The sequence below is a fragment of the Streptomyces sp. NPDC006134 genome (assembly GCF_040628835.1).
In the GTDB taxonomy this organism is placed as follows: Bacteria; Actinomycetota; Actinomycetes; order Streptomycetales; family Streptomycetaceae; genus Streptomyces.
Map to the genome: position 1 here is coordinate 93608 of NZ_JBEXTV010000024.1, position 19579 is coordinate 113186.

The 19579-nt window shown below is 72.3% G+C and carries 18 protein-coding genes; 13 read left to right on the forward strand and 5 right to left on the reverse strand.

Annotated elements, in window-relative coordinates; all coding sequences use genetic code 11:
- The first annotated feature begins 16 nt into the window (after positions 1-16).
- Both ABZ340_RS18025 and ABZ340_RS18030 read left to right on the forward strand, forming a co-directional pair.
- Complete coding sequence (locus tag ABZ340_RS18025; RefSeq protein WP_358782739.1) at positions 17-1468, forward strand: AMP-binding protein; 1452 nt, start codon at positions 17-19, stop codon at positions 1466-1468.
- Positions 1461-2594, forward strand: a complete 1134-nt coding sequence (locus tag ABZ340_RS18030; protein ID WP_358782740.1) for a thiolase family protein — start codon at positions 1461-1463, stop codon at positions 2592-2594. The genes ABZ340_RS18025 and ABZ340_RS18030 overlap by 8 nt, the downstream gene beginning before the upstream one ends.
- Before the next feature lie 51 nt (positions 2595-2645).
- Here ABZ340_RS18030 and ABZ340_RS18035 read toward each other — a convergent pair whose 3' ends face one another.
- Genes ABZ340_RS18035 through ABZ340_RS18050 form a run of 4 tightly spaced genes read right to left on the reverse strand, consistent with a single transcriptional unit; the run spans position 2646 to position 5753 of the window.
- Positions 2646-3443: an acyl-CoA thioesterase domain-containing protein gene (locus ABZ340_RS18035; protein WP_358782741.1), complete on the reverse strand. Its 798-nt coding sequence runs from the start codon at positions 3441-3443 to the stop codon at positions 2646-2648.
- 10 nt (positions 3444-3453) lie between these two features.
- Positions 3454-4239: an acyl-CoA dehydrogenase family protein gene (locus ABZ340_RS18040; RefSeq protein WP_358782742.1), complete on the reverse strand. Its 786-nt coding sequence runs from the start codon at positions 4237-4239 to the stop codon at positions 3454-3456.
- Positions 4240-4245: 6 nt separating this feature from the next.
- Entirely contained in the window at positions 4246-5340 is a 1095-nt protein-coding gene (locus ABZ340_RS18045; RefSeq protein ID WP_358782743.1) for an acyl-CoA dehydrogenase family protein, read from the reverse strand.
- The gene (locus ABZ340_RS18050; RefSeq protein ID WP_358782744.1) at positions 5337-5753 is read right to left on the reverse strand and encodes a nuclear transport factor 2 family protein; all 417 of its coding nucleotides are present in this window, start codon (positions 5751-5753) and stop codon (positions 5337-5339) included. Before ABZ340_RS18050 ends, ABZ340_RS18045 begins: the two co-directional genes overlap by 4 nt.
- A gap of 106 nt (positions 5754-5859) precedes the next feature.
- On the opposite strand from ABZ340_RS18050, the gene ABZ340_RS18055 reads away from it, so the two are divergent.
- The 7 genes from ABZ340_RS18055 to ABZ340_RS18085 all read left to right on the forward strand — a co-directional run bounded on the left by ABZ340_RS18055 (position 5860) and on the right by ABZ340_RS18085 (position 12104).
- The gene (locus ABZ340_RS18055; protein WP_358782745.1) at positions 5860-7968 is read left to right on the forward strand and encodes an ABC transporter permease; all 2109 of its coding nucleotides are present in this window, start codon (positions 5860-5862) and stop codon (positions 7966-7968) included.
- Positions 7949-8665, forward strand: a complete 717-nt coding sequence (locus ABZ340_RS18060; protein WP_358782746.1) for an ABC transporter ATP-binding protein — start codon at positions 7949-7951, stop codon at positions 8663-8665. The genes ABZ340_RS18055 and ABZ340_RS18060 overlap by 20 nt, the downstream gene beginning before the upstream one ends.
- The gene (locus ABZ340_RS18065) at positions 8662-9381 is read left to right on the forward strand and encodes an ABC transporter ATP-binding protein (protein ID WP_358782747.1); all 720 of its coding nucleotides are present in this window, start codon (positions 8662-8664) and stop codon (positions 9379-9381) included. The genes ABZ340_RS18060 and ABZ340_RS18065 overlap by 4 nt, the downstream gene beginning before the upstream one ends.
- Positions 9378-9797: a hypothetical protein gene (locus ABZ340_RS18070; RefSeq protein WP_358782748.1), complete on the forward strand. Its 420-nt coding sequence runs from the start codon at positions 9378-9380 to the stop codon at positions 9795-9797. The genes ABZ340_RS18065 and ABZ340_RS18070 overlap by 4 nt, the downstream gene beginning before the upstream one ends.
- Positions 9763-10080: a hypothetical protein gene (locus tag ABZ340_RS18075; RefSeq protein WP_358782749.1), complete on the forward strand. Its 318-nt coding sequence runs from the start codon at positions 9763-9765 to the stop codon at positions 10078-10080. The genes ABZ340_RS18070 and ABZ340_RS18075 overlap by 35 nt, the downstream gene beginning before the upstream one ends.
- Before the next feature lie 29 nt (positions 10081-10109).
- Positions 10110-11411, forward strand: a complete 1302-nt coding sequence (locus ABZ340_RS18080; RefSeq protein ID WP_358782750.1) for an amidohydrolase family protein — start codon at positions 10110-10112, stop codon at positions 11409-11411.
- Positions 11412-11510: 99 nt separating this feature from the next.
- Positions 11511-12104, forward strand: coding sequence for a helix-turn-helix domain-containing protein (locus ABZ340_RS18085; protein WP_358782751.1), 594 nt, complete (start codon positions 11511-11513; stop codon positions 12102-12104).
- 6 nt (positions 12105-12110) lie between these two features.
- On the opposite strand, the gene ABZ340_RS18090 is transcribed toward ABZ340_RS18085, so the two are convergent.
- Positions 12111-13130, reverse strand: coding sequence for an SMP-30/gluconolactonase/LRE family protein (locus ABZ340_RS18090; protein WP_358782752.1), 1020 nt, complete (start codon positions 13128-13130; stop codon positions 12111-12113).
- Positions 13131-13311: 181 nt separating this feature from the next.
- On the opposite strand from ABZ340_RS18090, the gene ABZ340_RS18095 reads away from it, so the two are divergent.
- From ABZ340_RS18095 to ABZ340_RS18110, 4 genes are all read left to right on the forward strand, one after another.
- A complete protein-coding gene (locus ABZ340_RS18095) occupies positions 13312-15120 on the forward strand; it encodes an NAD(P)/FAD-dependent oxidoreductase (RefSeq protein WP_358782753.1) in 1809 nt (602 codons plus the stop codon).
- A 76-nt stretch (positions 15121-15196) separates the two neighbouring features.
- Positions 15197-16351 carry a histidine kinase gene (locus tag ABZ340_RS18100; protein WP_358782754.1) on the forward strand — a complete coding sequence of 385 codons (1155 nt, stop codon included), beginning with the start codon at positions 15197-15199 and terminating at the stop codon, positions 16349-16351.
- Positions 16339-16995, forward strand: a complete 657-nt coding sequence (locus ABZ340_RS18105; protein ID WP_358782755.1) for a response regulator transcription factor — start codon at positions 16339-16341, stop codon at positions 16993-16995. The genes ABZ340_RS18100 and ABZ340_RS18105 overlap by 13 nt, the downstream gene beginning before the upstream one ends.
- Positions 16996-17178: 183 nt before the next feature.
- Positions 17179-19419, forward strand: a complete 2241-nt coding sequence (locus ABZ340_RS18110; RefSeq protein WP_358782756.1) for an MMPL family transporter — start codon at positions 17179-17181, stop codon at positions 19417-19419.
- Positions 19420-19579: the final 160 nt, after the last annotated feature.

Below are 19579 nucleotides of genomic sequence, written 5' to 3' on the forward strand. Positions count from 1 at the left end.
GGAGAATGCCATTCTCATGAACATAGCCGTGATTCTGGAAATGGCCGCCTCGCGAGAAGACCGGCCGGCCGTCACCGAAGGCGACCGCACGCTTTCAGCCGCCGATCTCCAGCGCCTCGCGCACCATGCGGCGGGCCGCTTCCGCGGCCGCTCCGCCGTCCTCTACCTGGGGCCGAACCATCTGGCCTACCCGGTCGCCCTGTTCGGTGCCGCGCTGGCCGGGGTTCCCTTCGTCCCCCTCAACTACCGCCTCGGCGAGGAGCAGCTGGGCGCGCTGATCGACCGGCATCCCGGAGCCGAGGTGCTGAACCCGGCCGACCTCGAAGCGCTGCTCGCCGCTCCTGGGCGGGCCGAGTGGCTGCCCGCGCCGCAGGACCAGGAAGCCGTCGCGGTCGTTCTCTACACCAGCGGCACCACCGCCGCCCCCAAGGCGGCCTTGCTCCGCCACCGCCATCTGCTGGCCTACGTCTTCAACACCCAGGACTTCGGTTCGGCGGAGCCGAGTGACGCCAGCCTGGTGGCGCTCCCGCCGTACCACGTCGCCGGGCTGATGAACCTGCTCACGAACCTGTATTCCGGCCGCCGCGTCGTCTACCAGGCTGTCTTCCAGCCGGCCGACTGGCTGGCGACGGTGCGGCGCGAGGGCGTCAGCCACGCCATGGTCGTACCGACCATGCTGGCGCGCCTGACCGCCGAGCTGGGGGACGCGAAGGCGGACGTCCCCACCTTGCGGAACCTCGCCTACGGCGGCGCGCGCTGCCCCCGCCCGGTGGTGGAGCGCGCCCTGCGGCAGTTCCCGGACACCGGCTTCGTCAACGCCTACGGTCTGACGGAGACCGCCTCCTCCGTCTGCGTGCTGGGCCCCGACGACCACCGGTGGGCGGTCTCCTCCGACGAACCCGCGGTGCGTGCCCGACTGGGTTCGGTGGGGCGCCCGCTGCCGGGTGTCGAGGTCGAGATCCGCGGCGCGGACGGCACACCGCTGGGACCCGGAGAGACCGGGCTCGTCTTCGTGCGCGGCGCCCAGATCTCCGGCGAGTACGAAGGCGGAGGCGACTCCGGCGGCGGGGAAGGGTGGTTCGCCACCCGCGACCGCGGACGGCTGGACGCGGACGGCTACCTGTTCCTCGAGGGCCGCGCGGACGACACCATCATCCGGGGCGGTGAGAACATCGCGCCCGCCGAGATCGAGGACGTCCTCCTCCAGCACCCGGACGTCGAGGAGGCCGCCGTGCTCGGCCTGCCCGACCCGGAGTGGGGCCAGCGGCTGGTCGCGGTGCTCGTCGGCACCGGGGACCCGGAGGAGATCCGCTCCTTCGCCAAACGCCGTCTGCGCTCGTCCAAGACCCCCGACACCGTCGTCTTCCGCTCCGAACTGCCCCGCACCGCCACCGGCAAGCTGCTGCGCCGCACCCTGGTCGCCGAGCTCGCCGACCCCACCGGACCGGAGGAGTCCGCGCATGCCTGAAGCCGTCCTCGTCGCCGCCCTGCGCACCCCCATCGGCACCGCCTTCAAAGGGAGCCTGCGCGACACCACCGCCCACCAACTGGCCGACCGCATCGTCAAGGCCACCACCGAGGGTCTCGACCCCGCTCTGGTGGACGACGTGGTGCTCGCCGAGTCCCACTACGGCGGCGGAGTCGTCGCCCGCCACGCGGCGCTGACCGCCGGACTGCCCCGGGTACCGGGCCTGGCCCTCAACCGGCACTGCGCGGCCGGCCTGTCGGCGGTGCAGACCGCCGCCGCCTCCGTACGGGCCGGCATGGACCGGCTGGTGCTCGCCGGCGGGGTCAACTCCGCCTCGACCGCGCCCAGGCTCTCCTTCCGGGGCGTCGAGGGCCCGTGGGTGCCGCCGTCCCATCCGGACCGTGCCGACGCGCCCAATCTCGACATGTCGATCACGGTGGGCTGGAACACCGCGGTCCGGGCCGGGATCACCCGCGAGGAGATGGACGCCTGGGCGCTGCGCTCCCACCGCAACGCCGTCCGGGCGCTCGACGAAGGGCGCTTCAAGGACGAGACGGTGCCCGTCGACACCCCTTACGGTCCCTTCGAGGCCGACGAGCACCCGCGCCGCGACACGAGCGCGGAGCGCCTGGCCGCGCTCAAGCCGCTCCACCCGGAGATCGAGGGATTCTCCATCACCGCCGGCAACGCCTGCGGAGCCAACGACGCGGCGGCCGCCGTGGCCGTGGCGGACGAGGGCCTGGGGCTGCCCGCCCTGGCCGTCGTCCGGTCCTGGGCGTCGGTCGCCGTCGACCCCGCCGAGACCGGCCTGACCCCCGTCCTGGCCATCCCGAAGGCGCTGCGCCGGGCCGGCCTCACCGTGTCCGACGTGGACCTCTTCGAGATCAACGAGGCCTTCGCGTCGGTGGCCGTGGCCGCCGTTCACCGGCTGGACCTCGATGCGGACACGGTCAATGTCAACGGCAGCGGCTGCTCCCTCGGCCACCCGGTCGCGGCGACCGGCACCCGGATGATCGTCACCCTGGTGCACGAGCTGCGCCGCCGGGGCGGGGGAGTGGGCGTGGCCGCCATGTGCGCCGGCGGCGGAATGGGCTCCGCACTCGTGCTGGAGGTGCCCGCGCCCTGACCCGTGCCTTCAGGTGCCCGGTCCCCCTGTGGGCCGGGCACCTCGGCGTGTTCAGACGAACCGCAGCAACGCCTCCTGCGCGAAGGACGCGACCAGCGCCCCCTCCTCGGTCAGCACGTCCCCGCGTCCGAAGCACCGTCCGTGCGCGGCCAGCGGACTGTGCTGGCGCACCAGCAGCCACCGCCCGGTGCCGAACGGCCGGTGGAACCAGACGGTGTGCGCGGTGACGGCCGAGGTGAACGCCCGGCCGGCGTCCGCCTGGGCCACCCCGGCCACCGGCCGCAGCGCGGTACCGATCGGCGTGAGCTCGGTGGCGTACGACAGCAGGGCGGGCGCCGCGGTCCGAGGTGCCTCGGGTACGCGGGTCCACAGCTCGTGCGAGGGCGGCTGCGACCGCGCGGTGTCCAGTTCGGTTCCGGCCCGTGATTCCCACGGCAGCAGATCGAGTTCCACCCGGCGTTCGGGGCCGGGGAGGGCGCTGGGCGGGTCGACCGTCTGACGCTCCGGTCCCTCCTCCCACACGTGGAGGCTCGCGTTCGCCACCGCGATCACCCCGTGCTGCTGCCGCGCCACGAGCCGCACGGTCGCGAACGTGCGGCCCTGCTGCACCACGTCGGTCTCGTAGCGCACGGGTTCACCGGCGCGGCCCTCCCGCGGGAACTGGGCGTGCAGGGACTTGAGTTCCTTGCCGGTCACGGACCGGGAGGCCGCGCGGGCGAACTGGGCCAGCAGCTGCCCGCCGAACAGCCGGCGGTACTCCAGCCGCTGTGAGCGCCCCTCGAAAGTGTGCTCGTCCACCGTCGTCAGGTCGAGGCAGCCGAGCAGGTCGTGCCAGAGATCGGTGGTCACGTGGTCTCCCTCACAGGTCGACGAGGCGCGGCGCCCGGCCCTCGCGCAGGAGCAGCGCGCCCGCCTCGCGCGTCAGGTCGCGGGCGGAGCCGAGCAGTCCGTCGAGGACGAGGGCGCGTTCGACGTGCCGGTGCAGCTCGTGCTCGGCGGTGAAGCCGATGCCGCCGAGCGCCTGCTGACAGTGGCGGGCGGCGGTGAGGGCGGCCCGGCCCGCGGCGGCCTTGGCGAGAAGGGCGCCGGTGTCGTCCTCGGCGGCCGTCAGAGCGGCCTCGGCGCCCTCCAGGGCGACGTACGTCTCGGCCAGGCGGTGCCGCAGAGCCTGGAAGGAGGCGAGCGGACGGCCGAACTGGTGCCGGTCCAGGACGTGCCGCCGGGCCAGCCCGAGCATGGCCCGTCCGGTGCCCAGCAGCCACCAGCCGAGTGCCCGCCGTCCCCAGGCCAGGGGCACGGAGCCGCCGGCCGCCACGCGCCGGAGCGGCAGGGCGGGATCCAGCGGGCGCTCGTCCGCGCCGCCGTCCCGGACCCACTCCACCCAGATGCCCCCTGTGTAGGGCAGGGGCAGCGTCCGTCCCACCGGGCCTTCGGCCTCCTGGAGCACGACGTCGTTGAGGACGGACGCGTGCGCTCCCGTCTCCCCGAGCAGCCGGAACACCAGCGGGACCGCCGCAGCGGGCTCCTCGGCCAGCATCTCGGGCCAGCCGAGAGAGGCGAGCGAGGTGTCCAGGGCGGCGCCCGAGGCGCCCGCCATCGTCTTGCGCAGGGTCTGCTCCAGCAGATCGCGCTCGTCGGCGTCCACGGTTCCTCACTCCTTTCCGAGGTCCAGCAGGCGGCGGGCGACGATGTTGCGCTGGATCTCCGCGGTGCCGCCGTAGATGGTCGCCGCACGCGAGTAGAGGTACTCGGTGCGCCACGTCCCCTGGTCCGTCAGCTCGACGGTCCCGGGCAGCAGGTCGCGCGCGGTGTCGTAGAGGCGCTGTTCCGCGGTGGCGAGAAGTATCTTGTCCACGGACGTCTCCGGTCCCAGCCGGCCGTTCCCGGCCAGCGCCCGCTGGGTGAGCGCCGAGCGGCAGCGCGCGGTGTGCAGATCGAGCCAGACGGCGCCGAGGGCGTCGGCGTCCTGCTCGCAGCCGTCGGCCAGCAGCCGGTCGAGACGGCTGTGCAGATGGGCGATCCGGTGCCAGAAGCAGGTGGACCGCTCGTGCGGCAGCAGCTCCATGGCCAGCCGCCACCCGTCACCCGGCGCGCCCAGCAGACGGTCGCCCGGGACGCGGACGTCGTCGAGGAAGACCTCGGCGAACTCGTCGACGCCGTGCATCGTGCGCAGGGGGCGTACGGTGATGCCCGGGGTGTCCATGTCGACGAAGAAGGCGCTGATCCCGTCGTGTCCCGGCCCGCCGGTGCGGGCCAGCAGCACACAGCGGGCCGCGTACTGGGCGAGACTGGTCCACACCTTCTGGCCCGAGACCACCCAGTCCCGCCCGTCACGCACCGCCCGCGTCGACAGCGAGGCCAGGTCGCTTCCCGAACCCGGCTCGGAGAAGCCCTGGCACCAGTGTTCCCGGCCGCTCAGCAGCCGGGGCACCATCTCGGCGGCCAGTGCCGCCGGCGCGTAGCCGAGCAGCGTGGGCACGAGTACCTCGACCATCGACCAGATGCCGGGTTCGGCCAGATCGCGCGAGGCGATCTCCTCGCCCAGCACGGCACGCAGGACACCGGGTCCGCCCACGCCGCCGACCTCGCGGGGCCAGCCGTACCGCATCCAGCCCGCCTCCCACAGCGCCCGGCGCACCCGGGAGAGCTGGGCCACCTGGGCGTCGAGGCCGTGGTCGTCACCGGGGCTCAGATCATGGCCGTCGAGCCACTCCCTCACCTCCCGCCTGAAGTCGGCGACGTTCATGAGCGGGCGCGCTCGAACGCGTGCGGACGGCCGGAATCGTGGTCGCCGTTGCGCCGGATGAAGGTCATGGCGCGGGTGCGCAGCCGCCATCCCCGCGCGGTCCGTACGTAGGTGTCGTTGTAGTAGCCGATGCGCATCGCGTGCTGGGAGTGCTCGACGAAGCACAGCGGCTGGGTGCCGGTGGCGCTGTCACCGTCCAGTGCGATCTCGGGCGTGCCCACGAGGAACAGGCCCTTGGGCGCCGCGGCGATCAGCGCGGGGAACTCGTCCAGCGGATACGTGTCGCCGAACGCGCTGTAGCTGCCGTCCGGGGTGAACACGCCGAGCACCCTGTCCAGGTCCCCGCGGGTCATGGCGACCGCGTAGCGGGCGAGGAGTTGTTCGATCTCCACCAGGTCGTCGGTAGGGCTCACGGGACCGCCTCTCTCGTGGTTCGCTCCGGATGAGAATGTGATTCTCGCGGAGCAGTATCCTGTACGGATGGTTGCTTCTCCAATAGGGAGAAGCTAGTTTCCAGGCATGGATCAGTTCCTGGCCTTCACGGTGGTGGGCCTGAGCACCGCCGCGATCTACGCCGTGATCGGCAGCGGCCTGGTACTCACCCACACCACGGCGGGCGTCTTCAACTTCGCCCACGGCGCGGCCGGCATGCTGGCCGCCTTCTCCTACTGGCAGCTCGCCGTCGGCTGGGGGTGGCCGGTCCCGCTCGCCCTCGCCGCCGTGCTGCTCGTCCTCGCACCCGCCTTCGGCCTGGTCGTGGAGCGGGTGCTGATGCGCCCGGTCCAGGCCCTCGGCGAGGCCGAGCGTCTCGTGATGACGGTGGCCCTGCTCACCGGATGCATTGCGCTGGCCCGCTGGGTCTGGGACCCCGACACCGCCCGCCCGCTGACCCCGTTCCTCGCCGACCGGCCGGCGATCCGCCTCGGCCCCGCCACCATGACCTGGCACCAGGCCGTCACCGTGGCCGTCGCGGTCGCCGTGGCCGCGGCCCTGTGGTTCCTGCTGCACCGCACCCGGGCCGGCACCGAGATGCGCGCCTCGGTCGACGACCGAGCCCTCGCCGGGCTGACCGGCGCCGACCCGCTGCGGGCCGGCCGCCTCGCCTGGATCCTCGGCATCCAGCTCGCCGCCGTCGGCGGCGTCCTCATCGCACCCACCGTCGCCCTCGACGCCCAGCAGCTCTCCCTGCTCATCGTCAGCGCCTACACCGCCGCCGTCTTCGGCAGACTGCGCAGCCTGCCGCTCACCTTCCTCGGCGCGGTGGTCGTCGGCCTGCTGGAGGCGTACCTCGCCGGGTACCTGCCGCGGAACGACTACCTGCCGGGCCTGCGCCTGGCCGCCCCGGCGCTGCTGCTCCTCCTGGCGCTCCTCGCCTTCCCGCACCGCCGGCTGCGCGGACGCGACCGGCGGCTGGTCCGCGTACCCCTGCCCACGGCACGCGGCAGCCTCGTCTTCGCCGGGAGCATCCTGCTCCTCGCACTGGTGCTGGTCACCGTCCTGACCGAGGACGGGGTCGTCTCCTACGGCACGGTCTTCTCCCTCGGTGTCATCGCCCTGTCCTTCGTGCCGCTGGCCGGCTTCACCGGGCAGGTCTCGCTGTGCCAGCTGTCCATCGCGGGGATCGGCGCGGTGGCCTGGGGCCACCTGGGGGCACACGGCGAGCTGTGGGCGCTGCCCGTCGCCGTACTGACAGCGGCGGTGGCGGGCGCCGTCGTCGCCCTGCCCGCGCTGCGCCTGTCCGGCGTGTACCTGGCGCTCGGCACCGCCGCCTTCGCCGTGATCCTGGACCGCTGGGTCTTCACCCTGCCCGCCTTCGAGGTGTTCGGCGTCCGCATCACCCTGTTCGACCAGGGGTCCGTTCCGGTCACCGGCCCCGACCTGTTCGGCCTGCGCCTGACCTCACCGTCCGAGCTGCTCCTCCTCGCCGCCTGCTGCCTGGCGCTCGTCTCGCTCGCCGTCGCGGCGTTGCGGCGCGGACGGTTCGGCCGCCGGCTGATCGCCCTGCGCGACAGCGAGGCCGCCTACGCCACCCTCGGCGGGCGTCCGCTCGGCGCCAAGGTGGCGGTCTTCGCCCTGTCGGCCGGCATCGCCGGGCTCGGCGGTGCCCTCTACGGCATGCAACTGCAGACCGTCACCGCCGAGCAGTTCAGCCTCGTCGCCGGCCTGCCGCTCTTCCTCATCGCGGTCATCGGCGGGCTCGGAGCCGTGGGAACGGGCCTGTTCGTCGGGATCGCCTTCGTCGTCCCGGCCCAGTTGCTCGGCCACCTCGGCCCCTGGGCGCACGACGTGTCGGCGCTCCTCATCGCACTCGCCGGCATGGGGCTCGCGCACAGCCCGGCCGGCGTCGTACCCCGCATGCACGCCGAGTGGAGAAGGCTCGCCGACGACCGGACGCTGTTCCCCGCGCTGCTCGGCGTGCTCGCCCTGTGCTGGATCCTCGCCGCCACCGGCCCGGTCCACGACGGCCTGACCCTCGCCGTGGCGCTGGTGGCCGCGGTGGCGCTCAACGCCCGCGCGTCCGCGCGTGGCCGCCCGCCCGCCGACGTCCCCGTGGAGTGGTGGGGCATCCGCCGGCCCTGGCGGGCCGAGGACGGGGAGGTGCTGCGCCGTGCCACTGCTGCGTACTGAGGAGGTGAGCGTCTCCTTCGGAGGCCGCCGCGCGCTGGACTCGGTGTCCGTGAGCGCGGAAGCCGGCCGGGTCACGGGACTCATCGGACCCAACGGCGCGGGCAAGAGCACCCTGTTCGACGTCATCTCCGGCCTGCGCCGGCCACGGACCGGCCGCGTCCTGCTCGACGGTCAGGACATCACCGGCGAGGACCCCGCCCGCCGGGCGCGGCGCGGTCTGTCCCGCACGTTCCAGCACCTGGAACTGTTCGGCCGGCTCACCGTGCGCGACAACCTCCTCGTCGCCGCCGAACTCGGCCCCGGGCGGCGGCACGCGGCCCGCACGGCTGACCGGGTGCTGGCACGCCTGGGCCTGACGGACCTGGCCGACGCGCCCTGCGACGCCCTGCCCACCGGCGCGGCCCGGCTCGTCGAGGTCGCCCGCGCCCTGGTGCTGGATCCGAAGGTGCTGCTGCTCGACGAGCCTGCGGCGGGGCAGGACGCGGAGGAGACCGGACGCTTCGCCGCACTGCTGCGCACACTCGCGGCGGAGGGCACCGCCGTGCTCCTCGTCGAACACGACATGAGCCTGGTGATGACGGTCTGCGACGAGGTGCACGTCCTGAACCTCGGCACCGTCGTCGCCAGCGGTCCGCCCGCCCGGATCCGCCACGACGAGACGGTCCTCACGGCCTATCTGGGGAAGGAGCGGCCATGAGCGCCACCGGGACACCGCTCCTCGAACTGAGCGGGGTCAACGCCGCCTACGACGGCATCACCGTCCTGCACGGCGTGGACATCAGGGTCGACGCGGGCCGGATCGTGGCCCTGCTGGGCCCCAACGGGGCGGGGAAGACCACGACGCTGAAGGTCGCCGCCGGGGTCCACCCGCCCAGCGGTGGCCGGCTCCGCCTCGGCGGCCGGGACGTCACCGGCGCCCGGGCCGGCGACCTGGCGCGGGCCGGTGTCTGCCTCGTCCCCGAGGGACGGGGCGTGTTCCCCAACCTGTCCGTGCGGGACAACCTCTGGATGATGACCTTCACCGGCCGCACCCGGGAGGAGATCGAGGACGCCGCCTACGCCCGCTTCCCCGTCCTCGCCGAGCGGCGCACCCAGCCCGCCGGCACCCTCTCCGGCGGCGAGCAGCAGATGCTCGCCCTGGCCCGCGGACTCACCACCGACCCCGCCGTCCTGCTGCTCGACGAACTGTCCATGGGACTGGCCCCCCGGGTCGTGGCGGACCTGTACGAACGCGTCGCCGAGATCGCCCGGGAGGGCGTCGCGGTCCTGATCGTCGAGCAGTTCGCCGCCGCCGTCCTGCGCATCGCCCACCACGCCGCCGTCCTCACCCGCGGGCGCATCCCGTGGCAGGGGCACCCCGACGACTCCCTGCACGCCGAACTCTCCTCCTACTACCTGGGGAGCGCCCCATGACGTCCAGCCCCGCCCCCGAGCCACCCGCACAACGCTTCGTCCGCCGGCTCGCCGAACTGAAGGTCCCCGACCCCGCGGCCGCACGTGCGGCCCTCTGGCTGCGCCTCGGCGGACTTCTCATGGCCGCCGGACTCCTGCTCGGCGCGGTCGCCTTCCCCCTCGCCCACGGCACCGACAACTCCCTCGCCCAGGGCGACGCCCTGGCCATCGGGCTGGGCGGGATCACGGCCGCGGTGGTGGGCGCTGCGCTCTTCCTGCGCTACTCGCTCACCGGCTTCCTGCGCTTCTGGCTGGCACGCCAGTCCTACGACCTGGAGCTGCTGGGCGAGCGGCTCGCCCGTACGCCCGCGAACGCCCCGCAACCGGAAGGAGACCAGCGCAATGGCGCCCCCCGTACCGACCCCGCGCCCCGGTGATCAGCTCGCCTCCGCCACCGACACCACCCGGGTGATCGTCATCCGGGCCCCGCAGCAGGCGGCCGGCCCCATCGAATGCGGCGGCAGCCCCATGCTCCCCGCCGCCCAGGCGCCCGCACCGGCTGCGGCCGAGGGCCCCCCGGCCACGCTCATCGGCAAGCGGTACGTGGACGCCGCCGACACCCTGGAGCTCCTGTGCACCGCGTCCGGTTCCGGCCACCTCACCTACGGCGGCGAGCCGTTGACCGTCAAGGCACCCAAGGCGCTGCCCGCCTCGGACTGATCCCATCCCCGAGCCCAAGGAGAGCCCTCATGGACCGCGACGACATGATCCTGATCAGCGTCGACGACCACATCATCGAGCCGCCGGACCTCTTCGCCAACCACCTGCCGGACCGCTACAAGAAGGACGCCCCGCGCCTGGTCCACCGCGACGACGGCACCGACGTCTGGCAGTTCCGGGACAACACGGTCGGCAACGTCGCGCTCAACGCGGTCGCCGGGCGTCCCAAGGAGGAGTACGGCATGGAGCCGCAGGGCCTGGACGAGATCCGGCCCGGCTGCTACGACGTCGACGAGCGGGTCGCCGACATGAACGCCGGCGGCGTCCTGGCCCAGATGAACTTCCCCTCCTTCCCCGGCTTCTCCGCCCGCATGTTCGCCACCGAGGACTCCGACTTCTCCCTCGCCCTCGTGCGCGCCTACAACGACTGGCACATCGACGAGTGGTGCGGGGCCCACCCCGGCCGGTTCATCCCGATGGCACTCCCGGCGATCTGGGACGCCGAACTGTGCGCCCAGGAGATCCGGCGGGTCGCCGAGAAGGGCTGTCACTCGCTGACCTTCCCCGAGAACCCGGTCCCGCTCGGCTACCCCAGCTTCCACTCCGAGTACTGGGACCCGGTGTGGCGTGCCCTCACCGACTGCGGGACGGTGATGAACCTGCACATCGGCTCCTCCGGACGCCTCGCCATCACCGCTCCCGACGCCCCGCCGGACGTCATGATCACCCTCCAGCCGATCAATCTGGTCCAGGCCGCCGCCGACCTGATCTGGTCCCGGGTCCTCAAGGAGTACCCCACGGTCAGGATCGCACTGTCCGAGGGCGGCACCGGCTGGATCCCGTACTTCCTCGACCGGATCGACCGCACCTTCGAGATGCACGCCACCTGGACGCTTCAGGACTTCGGCGGGAAGCTGCCCTCGGAGGTCTTCCGCGAGCACTTCCTCACCTGCTTCATCTCCGACCCCGTCGGGGTGAAGCTGCGTCATGACATCGGCGTGGACAACATCTGCTGGGAGGCGGACTACCCGCACAGCGACTCCATGTGGCCGAACGCGCCGGAGGAATTGCACGAGGTCCTCACGGCGAACGACGTGCCGGACGCCGAGATCGACAAGATGACCCACCAGAACGCGATGCGCTGGTACTCCTTCGACCCGTTCGCGCACATCCCACGCGACCGGGCGACGGTGGGCGCGCTCCGCAGGGCAGCCGAGGGCCACGACGTGTCCGTGAAGCCCCGGAGCAAGCAGGTGGCGGTCGCCCCGGCGGAAAAGCTGGCGAACTACCGCAGGAAGGCCGAGGCCGCACTCGCGGCGGTCAAGGACTGACCGCGTGTGCGGTTCGCGGACGGCCGGGGCACGGGACCATGTCCTGTTCGCCGACGTCCGCCTGGTCGCGTCCGAGCGCCCGGCCGGTATTCTCCCGGAATGACACAGCAGCCCAGGTCCGACGAGCGGCGGCCCGCCAGCGGCGGCCCGAAGGCCGCCGCTCGCAACCGAGCCGCCCTCGTCGCCGCGGCCCGGGAGATCTACGCGGAGCACGGTCTGGACACTCCGCTGTCGGCCATCGCACGCCGGGCCGGCGTCGGCCAGGGCGTGTTGTACCGGCACTTCCCCGACCGGGCCGCCCTGGCGCTCGCCGTCCTGGAGGAGAACGTCCGGCAGATCGAGCGGGCAGCGGCGGCGGACGGTGCGGACCTGCCCCGGGTCCTGGGCGTGCTGACCTGGCACCAGACGGAGTCGACCGCTTTCGTCGGCGTCCTGCACGCCGACGGCGTGGCCAGTCACTCCGGCACCCCCGCCTATGCGGTGGCGCTGTCCCAGCGGATCGAACGTGCCCTGCGCCGGCTTCTGCCCGCCGGCCATCCGCTCGCCGCGGAGCCGGACGACCTGATGATCGCCGTCGGCATGGTCTCCGGTGCCGTCACCGGCCCCACCCGGGAGCAGCGGGAGCGCCGGGCACTTGCGGCCTGGCGGCTGCTCGGTGTCGAGGTGGGGCCGGTGCGACCCTTCGAGGAGTGAGGGACGTCAGCCGCCGTTGGATTGGCGGACACCCTCCGCCAGCGCGTCGAAGGAGTACAGGAAGCCGCCGTCGGGTCCGCTGACGGTCATGTACGCCTTGGTCCCGCCGGGGGTGATGGCCACGTTGGTCGCCGATTCGAGCCCTTCGGCCTCGCGGGCCGGGACCTCGACGGTGGCCAGGCGTTCACCGTGCTTGCTGTACACCGCCATCGCGGGCCGCCCGTGCAGGGCCTGGTACAGGTTGCCGTCCGCGTCCACGGCGATCGAGTCGGTCTGCGCGATGCCGCCGTCGACCCGGATGGCGGTGTGCCGCGAAGCGACTCCTCCCTTGCCGTCCAGGAGGAGGTAGGAGATGCGGTTCTGCGTCAGTTCGCTGAACCACAGACCGCGGTGGTCGGCGTCGAACGAGATGCCGTTCGGGGAGGCCAGTCCGTCCGCCAGGACGGTGGCCTTCCTCCCCTCGCGGTCGATCCGCACCACGCGGCCCTTCGCCTCGCCCTCGGACATGCCGCGCGAGTCGCTGACATACAGGTTGCCCTCCCGGTCGAAGGCGAGGTCGTCGGGGTTCATCCGGGCTCCGTCGACCTCGCCGGAGAAGAAGGTCCGCGGATCGCCGCCGTCCGGGGCCAGACTCACGATGTCGCCGTGGGAGAAGTCGGTCAGGTAGAGGCGTCCGTCGTACGGGCTGAACTGGGCCGAGGTGTAGGCCCCCCGGTCGTCGGTGTACACCTTGCGCGCCGTCTTCTTCCCGACGTCGACGCGCAGCACCTTCGCCTCGCCGGCGGGCGCGGTGACGTCCACGACGAGCAGCTTGCCGTCCTCGTCGAAGACCGGGCCTTCCAGCAGCGTCATCCCGGTCTGCTCGTGCACCGTCGTCAGCCGCATGACCTTCTGGGCACGCAGGGCCCGGTCCGCGCCGGCGCCTCTGTCGGCGGGGGTACCGCTCACTTCCGTACCGCACCCTGTGAGGGCCAGCAGTCCCGTCACGGCGAGCCCGGCGAAGGACCGGGTCGGGAGTCGTCGCATGTGAGTCGCTCTTCCTGTTCCGAGGTGCGCGGAAGCACATCCGCCCCGACCGGACAATGATGTCCGGTTGTGGTTAGGGTAGTGCATGACCGCTCAAGTCCCATGACTTACCGATCAGTTCATGGGCGTCATCACCCCCTGGCGGCCCTGGCGGCGAACCGGAAGGAAAAGGTCCCCCCACATGACCCATTCACAGGAGCTGACTCCCGAGGCGCTCGCCGGGCTCCGCGAGCGTTACCGGGCGGAACGGGAGCGACGGGTGCGCCCCGACGGCACCCGGCAGTACCTCGGCGCCGACGCCGAGTTCGGCTACTACGCCGCCGACCCGTACGTCGGAGAGGTGGCCGAGCGCGAACCGGTGCGCGACCGCGTGGACGTCGCCGTCGTCGGTGGCGGATTCGGCGGCATCCTCGCCGGGGCGCGACTGCGCCAGCGGGGTGTCCAGCGGGTCCGCGTCATCGAGAAGGGCGGTGACTTCGGCGGGACGTGGTACTGGAACCGGTACCCGGGCATCCACTGCGACATCGAGTCGCACGTGTACCTGCCCCTGCTCGACGAGACCGGGTACGTGCCGGAGTGGAAGTACGCCCCGGGTGAGGAGATCCGCCGGCACGCGGTACGGATCGCCGAGAAGTTCGACCTCTACGCGGACACCCTGTTCTCCACGGCGGTCACCTCACTGACCTGGGACGACACTGCAGAGGCGTGGATCGTCGCGACAGACCGGGGCGACAAGTTCCGGGCCACCTACGTCATCACCGCCACCGGCACCCTGACCGAACTGAAGCTGCCCGGCATCCCCGGCATCGAGACGTTCGAGGGCCACACCTTCCACACCTCGCGCTGGGACTACGCCTACACCGGCGGCACCCCGGACGGCGGCCTGACCGGCCTCGCGGACAAGCGCGTCGGCGTCGTGGGAACCGGCGCCACCGGCGTCCAGGTCGTCCCGATGCTGGCCGAGGACGCCAAGCACCTCTACGTCTTCCAGCGCACCCCCTCCAGCGTCGACGTGCGCGCCAACCGCCGCACCACCGCCGGTGACGTGGGCGCCGACCACGACGGCTGGGCACGGGAACGCCGCGACAACTTCCTGCGCATCGTCTCCGGCGAGGGCGCCGAGGAGGACCTCGTCGCGGACCGGTGGACGGCGTCGGCCGGACTGCTGGAGAAGCTCCTGCCCAGCTTCCGGCGGCAGGGCGACCGGGCGGCCTTCGAGGCGGCCTACGAGATCGCGGACGCCGCCAAGATGAACGAGATCCGCGCCCGCGTCGAGGAGATCGTCGCCGACCCGGACACGGCGGAGAAGCTCAAGCCCTGGTACCGGTACGCGTGCAAGCGCCCCACCTTCTCCGACCTGTACCTCCAGGCGTTCAACCGGGACAACGTCACCCTCGTCGACACCGCCGACACCCACGGCATCGAGCGGATGACCGAGCGCGGCGTCGTGGTCGGCGACACCGAGTACGAACTCGACTGCCTGATCTTCGCCACCGGCTTCTCCGTCGGCGTTTCCGGCATTCACTCCGGCAAGCTGCCCGTCCGCGGCCGGGGAGGAATCCAGTTGCTCGACGCGTGGGCACGGCACGGCGTCCGCACCCTGCACGGCTTCACCAGCAACGGCTTCCCGAACCTGCTCCAGATGGGTTCGCTGCAGAACGCCAGCAGCGTCAACTTCACGCACATCCTGGACGAGCAGGCCGTGCACGCCGCCGCCCTCGTCGCGGCCGCCGAGGCCAAGGGCGCCCTCATCGAACCGTCCCGCGAGGCCGAGGACGCCTGGCTCGCCACCCTGGCGCAGGACGCTCCCGACCACGAGTGGTTCCACGCCGAGTGCACCCCCGGCTACTACAACAGGGAAGGGCGCGGCCGCCCCAACGGCCCGACCGCCTACCCGCACGGCGCCGTGGCCTTCCACGAACTCCTGCGCCGCTGGCGGCACCAGTCCATGGACGAAGTGCTCCGTACCAGGACCACCGCTCGCGACTGAGGGTGTAGCCCGCTACACCCTCATAGGGGAGCGGGCTCCCCCGCCCGGTGTGCCCCGTCCGCCTAATCTGAGCGATATGTGGAAAGCGATCGTTCAGGCCGCGCGGGCCACTGTCCACCTGGGCAGATCGGTGGCGATGGTGTTCGCCATGTGCCTGTTCGTCTGCGTCGTCTGCGTCACCGTGGCCGGTTCCTTGATCGTCGTGGGTGTCTGGCTGATCCCCGAGACGGTGCTCCTGATCCGACGCATCGCCGGCGCGAAACGACACCTGGTCGCCATGTGGACGGGGCAGGAGATCCCGCAGGCGTACCAGCCGATCACCGGCCGTCTCCGCCAGCGCCTGCGCACGGCACTGCGCGACCCCGGGACCCGCTCCGACCTGCTCTGGATGGCGGCCTTCTACCTCTACGGCTGGATGGGCCTGCTGACGCTCGCCCTGTGGCCGCTCGGCCTGGTGGCCGACGGAGTGTGGTGCGGCCTGCTGCGACGGCGCCCGGTCGTCCTGCCGTTGATCAGCCGGCTCGCGGACCTGGAGGCCGCATGGTCGGCGTCCCTGCTCAAGCCCTTTCCGCAGGCACTGCTGGCGGCCCGTGTCGACGAGCTGACCCAGACCAGAGCGGGCGCCGTCGCCGCGCACGCGGCGGAACTCCGACGCATCGAGCGCGACCTGCACGACGGAACACAAGCCCACCTCGTGTCCTTGTCCATGCGGCTGGGACTCGCCCGCCGCGCCTACGACAGCGCACCCGAGACGGCCCGCAAGCTCCTCGACGAAGCGCAGGAACAGGCACAGCAGGCCCTGGCCGAACTGCGTCACGTGGTACGGAACATCCATCCCCCGATCCTTTCTGACCGGGGCCTGGCCGGAGCGGTGCGGGCGCTGGCGGCCGGCAGCGGACTCGACGTGACCGTCGACACCGATGGCCTGGCCGACGACGGGCCCCGGGCGCCCGCGGCGGTGGAGGCGGCCGCGTACTTCGCGGTGGCCGAGGCCCTGACCAACGCCGCGAAGCACAGCGGCTCGTCTCGTGCGTCCGTCCGGCTGGAGCGGACGCGCACCGGTCTGCGGGTGACCGTGCGGGACGAAGGTGAGGGCGGCGCGGACGAGACGAGCGGCTCCGGGCTGCTCGGCATCCGTCGCCGGGTCGCCGCGCTGGACGGTACGGTGACGGTGACCAGTCCCGAAGGAGGACCGACAGTCGTGGCCGTGGAGCTCCCTTGCGTGTGGTGATCGCCGAAGACAACGCCCTTCTGCGGGAAGGTCTGGTGCTCCTGCTCACCTCCTCAGGACACGAGGTCGCGGCCGTCGCCGGCACCGGGCCGGAGATCCTGCCCGCCCTGCTGGAACACCGGCCGGACGTCGCCGTACTCGATGTGCGCATGCCGCCGACCTTCCGGGACGAGGGACTGCGCGCGGCGCTCGCTGCCCGTGAGCGGATTCCGGGCCTTCCCGTACTGGTGCTCTCGCAGTACGTCGAGGAGTCCTACGCCGCCGAGCTGCTGAGCGGCGGCAGCAGCGGCCTCGGATACCTGCTCAAGGACCGCGTCGGACGCGTGGACGAGTTCCTCGACGCACTGGAACGGGTCGCGGCCGGCGGCACGGCCCTGGACCCCGAGGTCGTCACCGAGCTGCTCACCCGCCGCCGTGACTCACCGCTGGACTCGCTGACCCCGCGCGAACGCGAGGTGCTGAAGCTGATGGCGGAAGGACACGACAACACCACCATCGCCGAGACCCTGGTCGTGACGGAACGCGCGGTGAGCAAGCACATCGGCAACGTGTTCCTCAAGCTCGGTCTGCCGCCCAGCGACAGCGGTCACCGCAGGGTGCTGGCGGTCCTCAGGTATCTGAAGGACCCGCGCTCGGCCGGGTGACCTGCGCGATGGTGGAGCCCGCTACACCATCGGTTCGGGAGAGCACTCCCTCGTCGTGGCAGTCGCCGGACGGGATCGTGGAGAGCACACCAGGGCACGCCACCTCGGCGTCCGCCACAGCGGACGCCAGGGACCGCCCTGGTTCCTGCTCCGTTCCGCTGATGTGGAGGTTCTCTCCCCGCCATGGCAACTTTCCTGTATCAAGTCGGCCGCATGGCCTTCCGGCGGCGTTGGCTCGTGACCCTCGTCTGGGTGGCCGTGCTGGGTGCCGTGGGCTTGGCCGCCGCCAAGGCGCCCTCCGCTCCCGATGACGGGTTCGCCATGCCGGGCCTGGAGTCGCAGAAGGCGTTCGACCTGATGGACGAGCGTTTCCCGGGCTCAGGTGCCGAGGGCGCCAGCGCCCGGCTCGTCTTCGTCGCGCCCGACGGGGAGAAGGTCACCGCCACGGAGAACAAGGCGGCCATCGAGAAGCTCGTCGACGAAGCCGCCGACGGCTCGCAGGTGGTACGCGCCGTCGACCCCTTCCAGGCGAAGGCGGTCAGCGAGGACGGCTCCACCGCGTACTCCACCGTGACCTTCGAGGTGAAGGCGGCGGATCTGACCGACGGGAGCAAGGAGCACCTGGAGCAGGCCGTCGACCAGGCCAGGGACACCGGTCTGACCGTCGAGGTCGGCGGCAACGCCCTGGCCACCCAGCCCGCGGCGGGCGGTTCGGCCGAGGTGATCGGCCTGCTGGTGGCCGCGGTGGTCCTGCTGGTCACCTTCGGCTCCCTGGCCGCCGCCGGACTGCCGCTGCTGACCGCGATCATCGGCGTCGGCATCAGCATGGCCGGCATCATCGCCCTGGGCAGCACCTTCGGACTCTCGCTGACCACCGGCACGCTCGCCTCCATGCTTGGACTGGCCTGCGGCATCGACTACGCCCTGTTCGTCGTCTCCCGCTACCGCGAGGAGCGCGACAAGGGACACGCTCCGCAGGAAGCCGCCGCACTCGCCGTCGGCACCGCCGGATCGGCCGTGGTCTTCGCCGGTCTGACCGTGGTCATCGCTCTCGCCGGACTGTCCGTGGTGGGCATCCCGATGCTCACCAAGATGGGCCTCAGCGCCGCCGGCGCCGTCGTCGTCGCCGTCCTGATCTGCCTCACCCTGGTCCCGGCCCTGCTGGGCTTCTGGCCCAAGGCCGTCCTCGCCCGCCGGACCCGCAAGGCCGCCAGGGGAGGCCGCTTCGGAAGCCCCGGGCGCGACCACGGCGGCACGGTCGACAACCACGGCAGCCGCTGGGCCCGCCTCGTGGTGCGCCGCCCCCTTCCCGTGCTGCTGCTGGGCGTGGTCGGCCTGGGCGCGCTGGCCCTCCCCGCGACCGGTCTCCAACTGGGCATGCCCGGTGACGAGGCCAAGCCCACCTCCACGACCGAACGCCGCGCCTACGACGCCCTGGCCGAGGGCTTCGGCCCCGGCTTCAACGGCCCGCTGACCGTCGTGGTCGACACCAAGGACAGTGACGACCCCGAGGCCGCGGTGAGCACCATCTCCCAGGAGATCGCCGCCACCGACGGAATCGTGTCCGTCTCCCCGGCCCAGTTCAACCAGGCCCGCGACGCGGCCATCATCACCGCCACGCCCTCCACCGCTCCCACCGACGCGGCCACGATCGACCTGGTGAAGACCATTCGCAGCGACCGGCCGGCTGTCGAGGAGCGGGTCGGAGCGACGTACGAGATCACCGGCAGCACCGCGGCGAACATCGACTTCGCGCAGAAGTTCCAGTCGGCGCTGGTGCCCTACCTGATCACCGTGGTGGGTCTGGCCATCGTGCTCCTGCTGCTGGTCTTCCGCTCCATCCTCGTCCCGCTCAAGGCGGCGCTGGGCTACCTGCTCTCCGTGCTGGCCGCCCTGGGCGCGGTGGTCATGGTCTTCCAGCACGGCTGGGGCGCCGGCCTCCTCGGTATCGAGCAGACCGGCCCGATCATGAGCATGATGCCGATTTTCCTGGTGGGCATCGTCTTCGGCCTGGCCATGGACTACGAGGTCTTCCTCGTCTCCCGCATCCGCGAGGCCCACGTCCACGGGGAGCGGCCCGGTCAGGCCATCGTCTCCGGCTTCCGCTCCAGCTCCCGGGTGGTGGTCGCCGCCGCCCTGATCATGATGGCGGTCTTCTCCGGATTCATCGGATCCGCCGAGTCCATGATCAAGGTGATCGGTTTCGGTCTGGCCGTCGCGGTCCTCTTCGACGCCTTCGTCGTCCGCATGGCCATCGTCCCCGCGGTCCTCGCCCTGCTGGGCGACCGCGCCTGGCGCCTGCCGCGCTGGTTGGACCGGCTGCTGCCCGACATCGACGTCGAGGGCGAGGCCCTCATGCGCAAGCACGCCACCGACGAGGTGCCGGCCGGACAGCCACAGGCCGAACCCGCCTACCGCGGGTGAAGCGAAGCACGATCCGGTGGGCGGCCTGACGTACCCAGCCCACCGGCCAGTCCCGGGGCCGCCCCAGCGGCAGCGGCCCCGTCACTCGCCTCTCCCGTGGGGACGGGGAACGGCGAGTACCGGGGCCGGGGGGGGGGGGGCCCCCGGACCCCCCCCGGGC

Bases quoted from the DNA above. Each gene is read 5' to 3' on its own strand.
- ABZ340_RS18025 (WP_358782739.1), top strand. From the start codon at position 17: ATGAACATAGCCGTGATTCTGGAAATGGCCGCCTCGCGAGAAGACCGG.
- ABZ340_RS18030 (WP_358782740.1), top strand. From the start codon at position 1,461: ATGCCTGAAGCCGTCCTCGTCGCCGCCCTGCGCACCCCCATCGGCACC.
- ABZ340_RS18045 (WP_358782743.1), bottom strand. From the start codon at position 5,340: ATGAACGTCGCCGACTTCAGGCGGGAGGTGAGGGAGTGGCTCGACGGC.
- ABZ340_RS18055 (WP_358782745.1), top strand. From the start codon at position 5,860: ATGGATCAGTTCCTGGCCTTCACGGTGGTGGGCCTGAGCACCGCCGCG.
- ABZ340_RS18065 (WP_358782747.1), top strand. From the start codon at position 8,662: ATGAGCGCCACCGGGACACCGCTCCTCGAACTGAGCGGGGTCAACGCC.
- ABZ340_RS18070 (WP_358782748.1), top strand. From the start codon at position 9,378: ATGACGTCCAGCCCCGCCCCCGAGCCACCCGCACAACGCTTCGTCCGC.
- ABZ340_RS18075 (WP_358782749.1), top strand. From the start codon at position 9,763: ATGGCGCCCCCCGTACCGACCCCGCGCCCCGGTGATCAGCTCGCCTCC.
- ABZ340_RS18080 (WP_358782750.1), top strand. From the start codon at position 10,110: ATGGACCGCGACGACATGATCCTGATCAGCGTCGACGACCACATCATC.
- ABZ340_RS18085 (WP_358782751.1), top strand. From the start codon at position 11,511: ATGACACAGCAGCCCAGGTCCGACGAGCGGCGGCCCGCCAGCGGCGGC.
- ABZ340_RS18090 (WP_358782752.1), bottom strand. From the start codon at position 13,130: ATGCGACGACTCCCGACCCGGTCCTTCGCCGGGCTCGCCGTGACGGGA.
- ABZ340_RS18095 (WP_358782753.1), top strand. From the start codon at position 13,312: ATGACCCATTCACAGGAGCTGACTCCCGAGGCGCTCGCCGGGCTCCGC.
- ABZ340_RS18100 (WP_358782754.1), top strand. From the start codon at position 15,197: ATGTGGAAAGCGATCGTTCAGGCCGCGCGGGCCACTGTCCACCTGGGC.
- ABZ340_RS18110 (WP_358782756.1), top strand. From the start codon at position 17,179: ATGGCAACTTTCCTGTATCAAGTCGGCCGCATGGCCTTCCGGCGGCGT.